Source organism: Streptomyces sp. NPDC060027, from assembly GCF_042737005.1.
In the GTDB taxonomy this organism is placed as follows: domain Bacteria; phylum Actinomycetota; class Actinomycetes; order Streptomycetales; family Streptomycetaceae; genus Streptomyces.
In genome coordinates, this window is sequence record NZ_JBHWVI010000003.1 from 55,299 (window position 1) to 69,757 (window position 14,459).

12 protein-coding genes and 1 pseudogene are annotated in these 14,459 nt (G+C 71.2%); 9 read left to right on the plus strand and 4 right to left on the minus strand.

Going from position 1 to position 14,459, the window contains the following annotated elements:
• Positions 1-22 precede the first annotated feature (22 nt).
• Together ACFWBT_RS01470 and leuA are read right to left on the minus strand one after the other, a co-directional pair.
• On the minus strand, positions 23-718 hold the full coding sequence (locus tag ACFWBT_RS01470) for a TerB family tellurite resistance protein (protein ID WP_385694423.1): 696 nt from the start codon (positions 716-718) through the stop codon (positions 23-25).
• Positions 719-903: 185 nt separating this feature from the next.
• The gene (gene leuA / locus ACFWBT_RS01475) at positions 904-2,655 is read right to left on the minus strand and encodes a 2-isopropylmalate synthase (protein ID WP_385694425.1); all 1,752 of its coding nucleotides are present in this window, start codon (positions 2,653-2,655) and stop codon (positions 904-906) included.
• Between the two features lie 320 nt (positions 2,656-2,975).
• Between leuA and ACFWBT_RS01480 the strand changes: the two genes are divergently transcribed.
• The 8 genes and pseudogenes from ACFWBT_RS01480 to ACFWBT_RS01515 all read left to right on the plus strand — a co-directional run.
• Complete coding sequence (locus ACFWBT_RS01480; protein WP_385694427.1) at positions 2,976-4,043, plus strand: M4 family metallopeptidase; 1,068 nt, start codon at positions 2,976-2,978, stop codon at positions 4,041-4,043.
• A gap of 90 nt (positions 4,044-4,133) precedes the next feature.
• Positions 4,134-4,400, plus strand: coding sequence for a protealysin inhibitor emfourin (locus tag ACFWBT_RS01485; RefSeq protein WP_385694429.1), 267 nt, complete (start codon positions 4,134-4,136; stop codon positions 4,398-4,400).
• A gap of 90 nt (positions 4,401-4,490) precedes the next feature.
• Positions 4,491-5,807, plus strand: a complete 1,317-nt coding sequence (locus tag ACFWBT_RS01490) for a GH1 family beta-glucosidase (RefSeq protein ID WP_385694431.1) — start codon at positions 4,491-4,493, stop codon at positions 5,805-5,807.
• Positions 5,804-7,066: an MFS transporter gene (locus tag ACFWBT_RS01495; RefSeq protein WP_385694434.1), complete on the plus strand. Its 1,263-nt coding sequence runs from the start codon at positions 5,804-5,806 to the stop codon at positions 7,064-7,066. Before ACFWBT_RS01490 ends, ACFWBT_RS01495 begins: the two co-directional genes overlap by 4 nt.
• A 51-nt stretch (positions 7,067-7,117) precedes the next feature.
• A complete protein-coding gene (locus ACFWBT_RS01500) occupies positions 7,118-7,939 on the plus strand; it encodes a GNAT family N-acetyltransferase (RefSeq protein WP_385694437.1) in 822 nt (273 codons plus the stop codon).
• A 526-nt stretch (positions 7,940-8,465) separates the two neighbouring features.
• Positions 8,466-8,942: a hypothetical protein gene (locus ACFWBT_RS01505; protein WP_385694439.1), complete on the plus strand. Its 477-nt coding sequence runs from the start codon at positions 8,466-8,468 to the stop codon at positions 8,940-8,942.
• A gap of 233 nt (positions 8,943-9,175) precedes the next feature.
• Positions 9,176-10,504: a beta-xylosidase gene (locus tag ACFWBT_RS01510; protein ID WP_385694442.1), complete on the plus strand. Its 1,329-nt coding sequence runs from the start codon at positions 9,176-9,178 to the stop codon at positions 10,502-10,504.
• A 108-nt stretch (positions 10,505-10,612) separates the two neighbouring features.
• Positions 10,613-11,626: pseudogene (locus tag ACFWBT_RS01515) on the plus strand (WxL protein peptidoglycan domain-containing protein); the annotation flags it as partial.
• On the opposite strand, the gene ACFWBT_RS01520 reads toward ACFWBT_RS01515, so the two are convergent.
• Both ACFWBT_RS01520 and ACFWBT_RS01525 read right to left on the minus strand, forming a co-directional pair.
• Complete coding sequence (locus ACFWBT_RS01520) at positions 11,523-11,861, minus strand: P-II family nitrogen regulator (protein ID WP_385694445.1); 339 nt, start codon at positions 11,859-11,861, stop codon at positions 11,523-11,525. The pseudogene ACFWBT_RS01515 and the gene ACFWBT_RS01520 overlap by 104 nt on opposite strands.
• A complete protein-coding gene (locus tag ACFWBT_RS01525) occupies positions 11,858-13,162 on the minus strand; it encodes an ammonium transporter (protein ID WP_385694447.1) in 1,305 nt (434 codons plus the stop codon). The genes ACFWBT_RS01520 and ACFWBT_RS01525 overlap by 4 nt, the downstream gene beginning before the upstream one ends.
• A 245-nt stretch (positions 13,163-13,407) precedes the next feature.
• Between ACFWBT_RS01525 and era the strand changes: the two genes are divergently transcribed.
• Positions 13,408-14,373, plus strand: coding sequence for a GTPase Era (gene era / locus ACFWBT_RS01530; RefSeq protein ID WP_385694449.1), 966 nt, complete (start codon positions 13,408-13,410; stop codon positions 14,371-14,373).
• Positions 14,374-14,459 lie beyond the last annotated feature (86 nt).

Sequence of the window (14,459 nt, forward strand, 5' to 3'; positions counted from 1 at the left end):
GGTGCGGCGGGGTGGAGCGGGCCTACGACGGCGTCCGTGCCGTCGCCAGGAGGCGGGTCACGTCGTCCGAGCAGATCGTCAGGGCCGCGCCCACGGTGGCCAGGACGTCCCGTTCGGCGGGGGTGTACGGCCCGTCGGCGAGGGCGATGCGGGCACCCTGGAGGAGGATCGCCTCGCGGCCGGTCGGGGCGAGGTGCGGGGCCAGCGGGTCCAGGGCCTCGTGGAGTTCTATGGCCAGGCTCGCTCCGCAGGGCTCGCCGAAGAAGCGGCCCGTGTCGGCGGCGAGGGCCTCGACGAGGGCGCCGAGCTGGTCCTCCGTGCAGTCGTCGAAGCCGGCCGAGCGGACGGCCGCGGCGGCGGTCTCCAGGGACGAGCGGGCACAGCCGCCCCCCGCCGCGAGGACCGCGAGGGCGACGGTGTGGACGGCGTCGCGGAGCATCGCGGAGAAGCGGGTGGTGGTCGGGTGGTCCAGGACGTCGGCGCCGTAGTGGTGTCGGCAGGCGGCGCATTCGACGACGGGCCCGGTCTCGCCGCGCGGAATCACCGGAACGCCCAGAAGGGTGAAGCGGCGGCGGCCGGCCAGCCGTTGGTAATTGCGGTCGCCTCCGCAGCCGGGGCAGAAGAACTCACCGTCACCGACCGTGTTCCATGCCGTACGGGTGCCCAGGATGCGGGGAACCTGAACTGCACGACCGTTTCGTCCCCATCCTGGCAGCACGTCGCACACCTCCGTAATGCCACGGCAACATCGCCGTGTTGGCGTGATGTTAGCCACATTGTTGAGGCTGAGTCAGTACCCAGGACGAGACCTGCTCGTGACCTGCACATGGATTGGCCGGTATACGACCGGGCCCCGCCCGCCTCGGAAGGCGGACGGGGCCGGAAAGAACCAGGTGAACGAGGTCAGCGGGCCGCGCGGTTGACGGCGGAGACGACGGCCTTCAGCGAGGCGCGTGTCGTATTCGCGTCGATGCCGATTCCCCACAGAACCTTGTCGCCGATCGCGCATTCGATGTACGAGGCGGCCTGCGCGGAGGCACCCTCGCTCATCGTGTGCTCCTGGTAGTCGAGCAGGCGTACGTCGACGCCGATGGACTGCAGGGCGTCGAAGAAGGCGGAGATCGGACCGTTGCCGGTGCCGCTCAGGACGGTGTCCGTGCCGTCGACCGTGGCCTCGACGGTCAGGGTGTCGACGCCGTCCTTGTCCGTGGTGGACTGGCCGGTCCTGACCTGGATACGGCCCCACGGGTTCTCGGGGTTGGGCAGGAACTCGTCCTGGAAGGCCGCCCAGATGTCCTTCGGCGTGACCTCGCCGCCCTCGGCGTCCGTCTTGGCCTGGATGATCTTCGAGAACTCGATCTGCATCCGGCGCGGCAGGTCCAGCTTGTGGTCGTTCTTCAGGACGTACGCGATACCACCCTTGCCCGACTGCGAGTTGACGCGGATGACGGCCTCGTAGGAGCGGCCGACGTCCTTCGGGTCGATGGGCAGGTACGGGACGGCCCACTCGATGTCGTCGACGGTGACGCCCCTGGCGGCCGCGTCGGCCTCCATCGCGTCGAAGCCCTTCTTGATGGCGTCCTGGTGGGAGCCGGAGAAGGACGTGTAGACCAGGTCGCCCACGTACGGGTGGCGCGCGTGGACCTCCATCTGGTTGCAGTACTCCCACGTACGACGGATCTCGTCGATGTCGGAGAAGTCGATCTGCGGGTCGACGCCCTGCGAGAACAGGTTCATGCCCAGGGTGACCAGGTCGACGTTGCCGGTGCGTTCGCCCTGGCCGAACAGGCAGCCCTCGACACGGTCGGCGCCGGCCATCAGCGCCAGCTCGGCGGCGGCGACGGCCGTGCCGCGGTCGTTGTGGGGGTGGATCGACAGGCAGACGTACTCGCGGCGGGACAGGTGGCGTCCCATCCACTCGAAGCGGTCCGCGTGCGTGGAGGGGGTCGAACGCTCCACGGTGGCGGGCAGGTTGAGGATGATCTCGCGGCCCGGGCCGGGCTGCCAGACGTCCATGACCGCCTCGCAGACCTCCAGGGCGAAGTCCAGCTCGGTGTCGGTGAAGATCTCGGGGCTGTACTGGTAGCCGAACTCGGTCTCGGGGCCCAGCAGCTTCTCCGCGTACTCGACGACCAGGCGCGTGCCGTCGACGGCGATCTGCTTGATGTCGTCCTTGGAGCCGCGGAAGACGACGCGGCGGAAGACCGGGGCGGTCGCGTTGTACAGGTGCACGTTGGCGCGCTTGGCGCCCTTCAGCGACTCGACGGTCCGCTCGATCAGGTCCTCGCGGGCCTGGGTCAGTACGGAGATCGTGACGTCGTCCGGGATCGCGGTCTCGTCCTCGATGATCGAGCGGACGAAGTCGAAGTCCGTCTGGCCCGACGCCGGGAAGCCGACCTCGATCTCCTTGTAGCCCATCTTCACCAGCAGGTCGAACATCTCACGCTTGCGCGCGGGCGACATGGGGTCGATCAGGGCCTGGTTGCCGTCGCGCAGGTCGGTGGAGAGCCAGCGGGGGGCGACGGTGATCCGGTTGTTCGGCCAGTCGCGGTCGGGGATGTCGACCTGGTCGTACCGGCCGTACTTGTGGACCGGCATCGACGTGGGCCGCTGACGGTTGACACGGGTCTGCTGGCTGCTCTGGCTGTTCGCCATGATGCGTGGGCTCCTCAGGATGTCCGAAAGGACGGCCGACGGCGCAACGCCAGACTCCGCGGGGAGGGGGTCGGCCTCGACTACAGGCCCTCGCCGCGGCAGCTAAGGAGAAGCAGCCCGAAACGCATGATGCTCCGCAGCCTAGCCGAGCCGCGCTCCGTACGGAGGGTTGTATCAGTATGCGGGACCGCACCCCCCGAAAGGGACAAAAAGTGCGCCATACCACTTCCGGGCGGAATCCCGGCCTCCTTATCTCCGCATTTCACCAATCATGGTTGCACGTAGTGACATGGGGATCACTCAGTGCAAGGGTGCCGGGCATGAAGACCAACGGGGGCTTCGAGCCCGTTCACTGCACCATCGTGCCGCCCCATGTCCTCGACAAGCTCGCCCGCCACGAGGACCCGGCGCTCTCCGGTCCCGCGCGCCAGACCCTGGAGCGCGACGCCTACGAGCGCACCCACCGGCGACTGACCACCGTCATCGGCGCGCCCGCCGTGGCCGCGCCCGCGGAGACCGCCGAGCAGAAACCGCACCGGACGATCTACGATGCCCGCCACCGCCAGGACCTCCCCGGCAGGAAGGTCCGCGGCGAGGGCGACAAGCCGGGCAAGGACGCGACGGTCAACCGCGCGTACGCCGGCCTCGGCGCGACCTTCGAGCTCTATCTGAAGGCGTACGGGCGCACCTCGATCAACGGCGAGGGCCTGGCGCTCGACGCCACCGTGCACTTCGACGCGAACTACAACAACGCCTTCTGGAACGGCGAGCAGATGGTGTTCGGCGACGGTGACGGCGAGATCTTCCTCGACTTCACCATCCCGGTCGACGTCATCGGCCACGAGCTGACCCACGGCGTCACGCAGTACACGGCGAACCTCACCTACTTCGGCCAGCCGGGCGCCCTGAACGAGTCCATGTCGGACGTCTTCGGCTCACTGATCAAGCAGTACACACTCGGCCAGACCGCCGCCGAGGCCGACTGGCTGATCGGCGCCGGGCTGCTCGCCCCGCGGATCACCGGCACCGCCCTGCGCTCCATGAAGGAGCCGGGCACGGCGTACGACGACGACGTCCTCGGCAAGGACCCGCAGCCCGGGACGATGGACGGCTATGTCCGCACCGGCCGGGACAACGGCGGCGTCCACATCAACTCCGGCATCCCCAACCACGCCTTCTATCTCGTCGCCCAGGCCCTCGGCGGCCACGCGTGGGAGCGGGCCGGGCAGATCTGGTACGACGTCCTCACCGGCGGGGAGCTGCCCCAGCAGGCTCTCTTCTCGGACTTCGCGCGGCTCACGCTCGCCGCGGCGCGGTCCCGGTTCAGCGAGGGCGAGGAACTGCTGGCCGTGACGAAGGCCTGGGAGCAGGTCGGGGTCTCCGCATGACCCCGGGCCCCTGACCCCGGGCACGGCAGACCCTGGCCACATGGCCCCGGGCGCATGGCCCCGGCGCCCGACTCGTACTAGACAGGACCCATGCGTATTCAGGTGAGGCGCACGGGCGGGTTCGCGGGCATCGAGCGTCATGCCGAGGTGGACACCTCGGGACGGCCCGACGCCGCCGAATGGCACACCCTGGCCGAGCGGGCGTTCGCCGCCGGCCGGGGCACGCCCCCGGCCGGCGTCCCGGACGGCTTCAGCTATCGGATCACCGTGGACGGGAGGACGGTCCACGCCGCCGACCCGAGACTCACGGAGGACCAGCGCGAACTGATCTCTCGGGTGCTGAAGGAAGGCGCCTAGAACCAGGTCCCCGCGCAGGCCCCGGGGACGAGGGAGCCGGAGGAACGCTGGTTCACGCCGAACCGTTGACTTCCGTTACCGCCGGTACAGATGATCGCGCGCATGGCGACCAACCCCCTCCCGCAGTTCCCGCCCGGTTTCCTCTGGGGCGTGTCAACCTCGGCCCACCAGATCGAGGGGGCAGCGGACGAACGCGCCCCCTCGGTGTGGGACGCCTTCAGCGCCGGGCCCGGGCACATCAAGGACGGCTCCACGGCGGCGGTGGCCTGCGACCACGTCCACCGCTACCCGAAGGACGTGGCACTCCTGGCCGGCCTCGGCGTGGACGCGTACCGCTTCTCGGTCTCCTGGCCCCGGGTGAACTCCCCCGGCGGCCTCGACTTCTACGACCGCCTGACCGACGCCCTGTGCGCGGCCGGCATACGGCCCGTGCCGACCCTCTTCCACTGGGACCTGCCGGCGGAGCTGGACTGGATGGACCGGGACACCGCCGAACGGTTCGCCGAGTACGCCGCAGTCGTCGCCGGACGCCTCGGCGACCGCGTCAAGAAGTGGATCACCCTCAACGAACCCGCCGAACACACCCTGTTGGGCCACGCGCTCGGCGCGCACGCCCCCGGCAAGCAGCTCCTGTTCGACGCCCTGCCGGTGGCCCACCACCAGCTCCTCGCCCACGGTCTCGCCGTACGGGCCCTGCGCGCGGCCGGGGCGGGCGACATCGGGATCGCCAACTCGCACGGCCCGACCTGGGCGGCCTCGGACCGAACCGAGGACGTGGAGGCGGCCGACTTCTACGACCTCCTGCTCAACCGCCTCTTCGCCGACCCCGTCCTGCTCGGCCGGTACCCCGAAGGCATCGGCGAGTTGATGCCCGGCGACGTCGAGTCGGACCTGAAGATCATCGGCGAGCCGGTCGACTGGTACGGGATCAACTACTACCAGCCGACCAAGGTGGGCGCTCCCGAGGGCGCGGAGATCGAGTTCGGCGGACTCACCCTGCCCGCCGAACTGCCCTTCACCGTCAAGGAACTGGAGGGATACCCGGTCACCGACTTCGGCTGGCCGGTGGTGCCCGAGGCGCTCACCGAACTGCTGGTCGGCTTCCGCGAGCGTTACGGCGACCGGCTCCCGCCCGTCGTCATCACCGAGAACGGCTGCTCGTACGACGGTATCGACGACCAGGAGCGGATCGCCTTCCTGGACGGCCATGTCCGGGCGCTGCACCGGGCGTTGGAGCAGGGCGTCGACGTACGCGGCTACTTCGTCTGGTCGCTGATGGACAACTTCGAGTGGGCGGAGGGGTACGCGCGCCGCTTCGGCCTCGTCCACGTCGACTACGACACGCTGGAACGGACCCCGAAGGCCTCGTACGGCTGGCTGCGGGACGCCCTGCGGGCGCAGAGATGACCGCCGCCGACCCGGTCATACCCGCGGCGGCCCTCGCCGAGCCCGTCGAGCGGGTCGGCCGGGGCTGGACCTCGGCGCTGTCGCTCGCCAACGGAGCGATCTGGGTGGGCTGGTACGGCCCGCTGCAGATCCTCCTCGCCTCCCAGGCGGAGGACTTCGCGCCCGGCACCGGCCTGTCCAAGGAGGCGATGCTGGCCTGGGTCACGGGCGCGGGCGCGGTCGTCTCGCTGGTCGCCAACCCCCTCTTCGGCGCGCTCTCCGACCGGACGACCGCGCGCCGGGGCCGCCGTACGCCGTGGATCGTGGCCGGAGCGGCCGGCGGCGCGCTGTCCCTGCTGCTTCTCGCGGGAGCGGGCGGCGTGTGGACCATGGCGGCGGGCTGGTGCCTGGTCCAGCTGACCCTGAACGCCGCGTTCGCCGCGGTGACGGCGGCCGTCCCCGACCGGGTGCCGCGGCTCCAACGCGGTTCCGTGGGCGGCTGGCTGGGCGCCGCGCAGATCCTCGGCGTGGTCGGCGGCACGGGACTCGCGACGGTGGCCGGGGGCACCGGCGGCGGGTACGCGGCGTGCGCGGTGTTCACCCTGGTGGGCGTCCTGCCGTACGTGCTCCGCCACGAGGACCTGCGGTTGCCGGAGTCGGCCCGCCCGCCCTGGTCCTGGCGTGCCTTCCTCGCCTCGTTCCGGCTGAGCCCGCGCGAGCACCCCGACCTGGCCTGGGCCTGGCTGACCCGTTTCCTCATCAACCTCAGCAACGCCCTCGTGCTGCTGTACCTGCTCTACTACCTGCGGGACCGGCTGCACCACGACGACCCCGAGCAGGGTGTTCTGATCCTCACGGCGGTGAACGGTGTCACGCTGCTCGCCACGGTCGTGGTGGGCGGCGTGTGGTCGGACCGGCTGGGCCGCCGCAAGCCGTTCGTGATCTGGTCCGGCGTCCTGATGGCGGTGGCCACGGCGGCGCTGGCCGGGTGGCAGACCTGGCCCGGCGCGATCGTCGCCGCGGCCGTCCTCGGCGTCGGCTTCGGCGTCTTCACCTCCGTCGACTTCGCCCTGATGACCGATGTCCTGCCCAAGGCACTCGACCGCGGCAAGGATCTCGGCGTCATCAACATCGCCAACGCCCTCCCCCAGGTCGCCGCGCCCGTGCTGGCGGCACCGATCGTGACGTATCTGGGCGGGTACCGGGTGCTGTACCTGGTCGCGGCGGTGATCGGTCTCGCGGGGGCGGTGCTGGTGGGGCGGATCAAGGGGGTGGACTGAGCGCGGCCGAAATCGGATGACTCCCCCGGGACGGTCGTCTTGGATGACGCTATGACCACCGTGAACGCATCGCTCGGCCGACTGGAGCAGTACTACGACGCGGTACCGCGTGCCGCCGCGCGGGCCGAGGACTTCGGCCCGCTCACCCTCTTCGTCCGGGAGTCCCCGGGCTGGCCGTACTACGCGCGCCCCACACCGGACTGGACGGGCCCGGCCGCGACCGCCGAGGACGTCGACCGGGTACGGGCCCGGCAGCGCGAGCTCGGGGTGCCGGAGGCGTTCGAGTGGGTGGCCGAGGTGACACCCGACCTGCGGGAGGCCGTCGAGGCGACGGGGCTGCGGGTGCACGCGCACCCTCTGATGGTCCGGGAGGGCGACGACCCGGACGCCGCCCTCCCGGACCCGCACCCCCTCGTTCGCGTACTCGGCCCCGACGACCCGTCCCTGGCCGGTGCGCTGGCGGTCCCGCACGTGGCGTTCGCGGCGCCGGGCACCGCCCTCGGCCCTGCCGGGCCCGCCGAACTGGCCGCCGAGATCACCGCCCGGGCCGGTGAACTGCCCGCCGCGGCGGAGCGCGTCCGCGCGGACCGCACGGTGGTGGCCGCGGCCGTCGAGGACGGCGTGGTCCTCTGCTCCGGGATGCATATGCCCGTCGGCGGGGTGAGCGAGGTCGCGGGCGTCGGCACCCTGCCCGCCGCGCGGCGGCGCGGGCTGGCCCTCGCGGTGACCGCCGCCCTGGTGGCCGACGCCCGGACGCGGGGCGTCGACACGGTGTTCCTGTCCGCCGGTGACGACGACGTGGCCCGCATCTACGGCCGGCTGGGTTTCCGGCGGGTGGCCACGGCCCTGATCGCCGAGCCGGGGACCGAGTGAGGGGGCCGGGCGCCTCGGGGTCCCGCGGGCCCGGACGCTCGGGCGAAGCCCACGAGTGCGGGCGGTCCGAGCAACCTCGCCGGGCTGGAGAGTCCCGGCGGTCCACCGGGGTCGGCGAGCCTGCGATCCGATGGGACCGCCCGGTCACACCGCCCCGGCATCCCTCACTGTCCACAGCGACGGGTACACGGGGTGGAAGCCCAGGTGGTGGCGGATGCGTGCGGTGGACACGATGCGGCCCGCACCCGGGGTCCGACTTCGGCCACTTTCCATGACCGTTGAAGGAAAGGGTCCGCTTCCCTTGCAATCGTGAGTCACCCGCGCCTCAATGGAACCGCACGTTCCGACGGACCGTCAGACACGCCGCCGCACGGCGTCCCGCACCCCACGCGCGGACGGTCCGCGTACACGTCTCCCCGCACCCTCACCGCACACAGGTGAGGAGCCCGTGTGCCCGGACCCAGGGCGGACGGCCCCGTCCCGACCATCCCCCCATGGCAATTCCCCCGCAAGGGAAGGGAATCCGATGAGAGGCAAGCGACTCGGAACCGTCGCGGCGTTAGCCGCCGGCACCCTCGCCGCGACCGGTCTGGCCTTCGCGCCGGCCGCCGCGGCGGTCACTCCCCAGACGGCCACCATCAACGCGACCTGCACCCTCGGTGGCGGCGGTGCGGCCACCCTCACGGCCACCCAGGACGGCACGGCCGCGACCATCTCCCTCAGCTCCACCGCCATCACCTCCCCGCTCCCCATCTCCGAGAACTCGGTCAGCACCACCCTGACCCTGGTGAACGCGAGCGGCGGGACCACCGCCTTCAGCGGCACGAGGAACCCCGCCATCGCCGCGGGCGGCGGGGTCTCGGTGGGCCCCCTGGACGGCACCGTCGCCCCCGGCGACAGCCTGGAGACCTACGGCGGCTCGCTGAGCATGGTGGTCTTCGGCATCACCATCACCTGCACGGCCGACGCGCCGCAGTCCCCGGGCCCGTTCGTCTTCGACTGACCGACCGACCGACCGCGACATGACGTGAGGGCCGGTGCCGCCCGCGCGCAGCGGCACCGAGTCCGCACAACTCGCCCGAGAACAGCTCCGGTTGATGACCATGACAGAAACTGATGGGCCATCAGTCACTGCTCCGGGACTCCATTGACTTCTCACACAACCCGCACATCAATGGCCCCCTGTCGGCGCGGAAGAGCCGCTGCGCCCGCATCCCTCAGGAGGGGGCAACAACCATGTCAACCACGGGTCCGACAACCCGAAGACGCCGCTGGGCGGCACTGCTCGGGGCGACCGTCCTCGCGGTCACCGCGGGAGGTGCGCTGGCCGCCCCGGCCGGAGCCGCTTCCACGAACGTGGACTTCGGTACGCACTGCATCCCGCCGGCGATCGCGGGCATCCCGCCGATCGACGGCACCACCACCGCGAAGATCACGGTGGACAACGCGAGTCCCAAGGTCGGCGACACGGTCACCGTGACCTACACGGTGGTCAAGCCCGCCGCCAGCAACCCCGTCGACCTCGCGCTGCCGGCGGACATCATGACGCCCACCGGCAAGGTCGCGCTCGGCGGGGCGCAGACCGGAAGCGTCACCGTCGCCGGTCCCAAGAAGAACGACCCGGTGCCCGGCAAGGGCGCCTTCCCGTCGTTCAGCATGACGGGCACGTTCACCGTCACCGCGCCCGGCGCGATCACCCTGTCGCCGAGCGACTACAACATCCACACCAGCTACATCATGGAGCTGGACACCCCGTGCACGGTCATCACCCCGCCCGCCCCGGTGTCGGAGACGGTCACCGCGACGGGCGGCGGACAGACCAACACCCGGGCCATCCAGCTCGGTTCGGCCTCCGGGAACCCCGGTGACAGCGTGACCGTCACCGGCAGCGACTTCACCCCGGGCGCCACCGTCACCCTCGCCGGACGGTCCGGGGCCACCCAGACCGCCGACACGGCGACCGTGACCGCGAACGCACAGGGCTCCTTCAGCGGCTCGCTCGTCGTCAACGACAAGACGACGACCGGCGTGGTCGCGTACGAGGGAGGAAGCTGGGACCCGGACACCGGAGCGGGTCCCGCCGCGTATGTCGTCATCGACGACACACCCGTCCCGGACGGCAGTCAGAAGCTCACCACCACGGTGAGGGCGGGAACCCTGTCCATGACCCAGGCCGGGGACGCCGTCGCGCTGTCGGCGGTCGACTTCGGCAAGGGCGGGGCCTCCACGGGCGCCCTGCGGACGGTGACGGTCAAGGACTTCCGCGGCGGACCCGCGGGCTGGTCCCTGACCGGCAAGGTCACCGACTTCACCGGCCCCGGCGCGAAGATCGATGCCGGTGCCCTGAGCTGGACCCCGGCCTGCGCCACGAAGGCCGGCAGCCCGAGCACCTGCCAGGCCGGCTCGTCCGGCACGGTCGGCACCTCGGGAGCGACCCTGGCGTCCGCCCCCAACGGGACACTCACCGGTGGTGAGTTCACCGTCGACGCCGGACTGTCGCTGAACGTACCGGAGTTCACGCCTCCCGGCTCCTACTCCGGCGTGCTCACGCTGACGCTCAGCTGACCGGTCCGCCACTCGACCGGTCCATCCGCACCCCGGTGGCCGGGCGCGCACCCGCCCGTCCACCTCGTCCGCCCACGTCGCCGATGCCGTCCGCGGGGGTCCGCACCCATGCGCAAGCCGTATGTCCTCCTCCTGACCCTGTTCCCTGCCGTACTCGCCTTCCTGGCGACGCCCTCGTACGCGGCCGACAACGGCAGCTGGTCGGTCTACCCCGTCTCCTCGCGCATCGCCGCGCGGCCGTACTTCTACCTCTCCGCCGACCCCGGACAGACCCTCCGCGACAAGGTCACCGTCGCCAACAAGACCGGCCGTGCCCTGACGTTCCGGCTGTACGCGGCCGACGCCTACAACACCGCCCGTGACGGCGGGTTCGCCGTGCGCACGCTGAAGGAGAAGCAGCGCGGGGTGGGGGCGTGGGCCCGGCCGGCCCGCTCCCGGGTCACCGTGCCGGCGCACGGCAAGGTCACCGTGCCGTTCACACTGAGGGTCCCGGCGAAGGCCGAACCCGGCGACCATCCGGGCGCGCTGGTGGCGCTCGACGAACGGATCGAGACGGGCGGGAGCTCCCTCGCGGTCGGGGTGCGACGAGCCGTCGCCGCCCGTGTCTATCTCCGGGTCGGCGGACCGACGGTTCCCGCGCTGGCCGTGGAGAAGGTCCGACTCACCCACCACCAGCCGCTGGTCCCCGGCACCGGCGCCGCCACGGCCGCCGTCTCCTACACCCTCCACAACACGGGCAACGTGACGCTGAACCCGAAGGTGCGTCTGAGGGCAGAGGGTCTCTTCGGGCGGACCCTGCTCTCCCGCGGGCTCACGGACATCCCCTCGGAACTGCTGCCGGGCCAGCGGGTCCGGCTCACCGCGCCCTGGCACGGGTCGCCTCAACTCGACTGGGGCGACGTGACGTTGACGGCCAGCGCCCCCGGGACGCGGGAGTCGGCGCAGGTGTCGTTCCTCGCGCTGCCGTGGCTGGTGGCCGTGGTGGTGGGAGCCGCGTTCGCCGCGGCGGTGGTGACGATCAGAGTGCGTCGGGCCCGCGTTCGCCCGTCCGTACCCGTACGACCGTCTCCACGGGTACGGACCACACCTTTCCGTCCCCGATCTTCCCGGTCTGCGCGGCCTTCACCACCGCGTCGATGACCGCGTCGGCGTCCGCGTCCTCGACGACGACCTCGATGCGCACCTTGGGGACCAGGTCGACCCGGTACTCGGCGCCGCGGTACACCTCGGTGTGCCCGCGCTGACGCCCGTAGCCGCTGGCCTCGGTGACGGTCAGCCCGTGCACGCCGATCTCCTGCAGGGCCGCCTTGACCTCGTCGAGTCGGTGGGGCTTGACGATCGCGGTGATGAGCTTCATGCCTGGGGCTTTACCTTCTGCGCGGTGGAGAGGGACGACGAAACCGGGGCGCCGTGGCCCAGGACCCCGTGATCGTAGGCGCTCTCGGCGTGCACCGTAAGGTCCAGGCCGGTCTGCTCGTGCTCCTCGTCCGCGCGCAGGCCCATGAGCCGGTCGATGAGCTTGCCGAGTCCGTACGTGACGGCGAAGGCGTACGCCCCGACGGCCAGCACACCGACCAGCTGCCTGCCGAGCTGGCCGAGCCCGCCGCCGTACAGCAGCCCCTCGGCCCCGCCGGTCATCTCGTGGACGGCGAAGACCCCGATGAGCAGCGTGCCGATGACACCGCCGACCAGATGGACACCGACGACGTCCAGCGAGTCGTCGTAGTTCAGCCGGAACTTCCAGCTCACCGCGTACGAGCAGACGGCACCGGCGGCGAGCCCGACGGCGAGCGCGCCCAGCAGGGACACCACGCCGCAGGACGGGGTGATGGCCACCAGACCGGCGACCGCGCCCGAGGCGGCGCCCAGGGTGGTCGGGTGGCCGTCGCGCCGCTGCTCGACGAGGAGCCAGCCGAGCAGGCCCGTGCAGCCGGCGGCCAGGGTGTTGAGGAAGGCCGCGGCGGCCAGACCGTTGGCCCCGAGGGCGGACCCGGCGTTGAAACCGAACCAGCCGAACCACAGGAGACCGGCGCCGAGCATCACCATGGGCAGGTTGTGCGGCCGCATGGCGTCCTTCTTGAAGCCGAGCCGCGGCCCGAGGACCAGGCACAGCGCGAGCCCGGAGGCACCCGAGGTGATCTCGACCGGCATACCGCCCGCGAAGTCGAGGGCGCCGAGGCCGTCGCGGATCCAGCCGCCCGGGCCCCACACCCAGTGCGCGACGGGAACGTATACGAGCAGCGCCCAGGCGGGCACGAAGACGAGCCACGCCCCGAACTTCGCCCGGTCGGCGATCGCCCCGCTGATCAGCGCGGCGGTGATGATCGCGAAGGTGAGCTGGAAGGTGGCGAAGAGCAGGGTGGGGACGGTGCCCTGCACGCTGTCGGGCCCGAGCCCGGCCATCCCCGCGTGCCGCAGCCCGCCGATGAGCCCGCCGAACGCGTCCTCGCCGAACGCGAGGGAGTATCCGGCGGTCAGCCACACCACCGTGACCAGGGCGATGGACACGAAGCTCATCATCAGCATGTTGAGGACGCTCTTCGCCCGGACCATGCCGCCGTAGAACAGGGCGAGGCCGGGGGTCATCAGGAGGACGAGCGCGGTGGCGGCGAGCAGCCAGGCTGTGTCGCCGGTGTCGATCCGGGCGGCCAGAGTCACGGTCTCTCCAACGGGATGGGGGGCGTCGTCAGAGCGTCACGGGCTCGCATTTCCGGTTGCGTTCACCGACGTTTCCGGTGTGTTTCATTGCGCCGTGATTTCCGAATCCTCACAAGCGGGGCGCCTGGTGCGGTGTCGGAAGGTCCGGTGCGCGGGTCCCCGTACGCCCGGTACACGAGTGTCGGAATGCCCGCTTCCCGGGTATCGAACAGCTTGGTACGGCGGGCGCCCGACGATCAGGGAGAATGGGCGCCATGAGCGTTCGCAACCAGTCATCCGAGCCGTCCGAGGCAGTGGGGAACCACCGCGCCGGCTTCGCCTGTTTCGTGGGCCGCCCCAACGCGGGCAAGTCCACCCTCACGAACGCTCTGGTCGGCCAGAAGGTGGCGATCACCGCGAACCAGCCGCAGACCACACGGCACACCGTGCGGGGCATCGTGCACCGGCCCGACGCGCAGCTGATCCTCGTCGACACCCCTGGCCTGCACAAACCGCGCACCCTGCTGGGCGAGCGGCTCAACGACATCGTCCGCACCACCTGGGCCGAGGTCGACGTGATCGGCTTCTGCCTGCCCGCGAACGAGAAACTCGGCCCGGGTGACCGTTTCATCGCGAAGGAACTGGCGTCCATCAAGAAGACGCCGAAGATCGCGATCGTCACGAAGACCGACCTCGTCGACAGCAAGACGCTCGCCGAGCAGCTCATCGCGATCGACCAGCTCGGCCGCGAGCTGGGCTTCGAGTGGGCCGAGATCGTTCCGGTGTCGGCGGTGGGGGACTCGCAGGTGGGTCTGCTGGCCGATCTGATCGTCCCGCTGTTGCCGGAGGGGCCCGCCCTCTATCCCGAGGGCGACCTGACGGACGAGCCCGAGCAGGTCATGATCGCGGAGCTGATCCGCGAGGCCGCCCTGGAGGGCGTCCGTGACGAGCTTCCGCACTCCATCGCCGTCGTGGTCGAGGAGATGCTGCCGCGCGAGGACCGCCCCGCCGACAAGCCGCTCCTCGACATCCACGCCTTCGTCTACATCGAGCGCCCCAGCCAGAAGGGCATCATCATCGGCCCCAAGGGCAAGCGGCTCAAGGACGTCGGCATCAAGTCCCGCAAGCAGATCGAGGCGCTGCTGGGCACGCCGGTCTACCTCGACCTCCATGTGAAGGTCGCCAAGGACTGGCAGCGCGACCCCCGGCAGCTGCGCAAGCTCGGCTTCTGAGGGACCTCCGCCTCCGTCGGCCCCGGCCGCACCGCCCGCGTAGGCCGCACCGCCCGCGCCGGGTGTTCCGGCCGCGGGCCGGTGGG

Coding starts and splice junctions, on each gene's coding strand:
- leuA (WP_385694425.1), bottom strand. CDS start 2,655: ATGGCGAACAGCCAGAGCAGCCAGCAGACCCGTGTCAACCGTCAGCGG.
- ACFWBT_RS01480 (WP_385694427.1), top strand. CDS start 2,976: ATGAAGACCAACGGGGGCTTCGAGCCCGTTCACTGCACCATCGTGCCG.
- ACFWBT_RS01485 (WP_385694429.1), top strand. CDS start 4,134: ATGCGTATTCAGGTGAGGCGCACGGGCGGGTTCGCGGGCATCGAGCGT.
- ACFWBT_RS01490 (WP_385694431.1), top strand. CDS start 4,491: ATGATCGCGCGCATGGCGACCAACCCCCTCCCGCAGTTCCCGCCCGGT.
- ACFWBT_RS01495 (WP_385694434.1), top strand. CDS start 5,804: ATGACCGCCGCCGACCCGGTCATACCCGCGGCGGCCCTCGCCGAGCCC.
- ACFWBT_RS01500 (WP_385694437.1), top strand. CDS start 7,118: ATGACCACCGTGAACGCATCGCTCGGCCGACTGGAGCAGTACTACGAC.
- ACFWBT_RS01505 (WP_385694439.1), top strand. CDS start 8,466: ATGAGAGGCAAGCGACTCGGAACCGTCGCGGCGTTAGCCGCCGGCACC.
- ACFWBT_RS01510 (WP_385694442.1), top strand. CDS start 9,176: ATGTCAACCACGGGTCCGACAACCCGAAGACGCCGCTGGGCGGCACTG.
- ACFWBT_RS01520 (WP_385694445.1), bottom strand. CDS start 11,861: ATGAAGCTCATCACCGCGATCGTCAAGCCCCACCGACTCGACGAGGTC.
- era (WP_385694449.1), top strand. CDS start 13,408: ATGGGCGCCATGAGCGTTCGCAACCAGTCATCCGAGCCGTCCGAGGCA.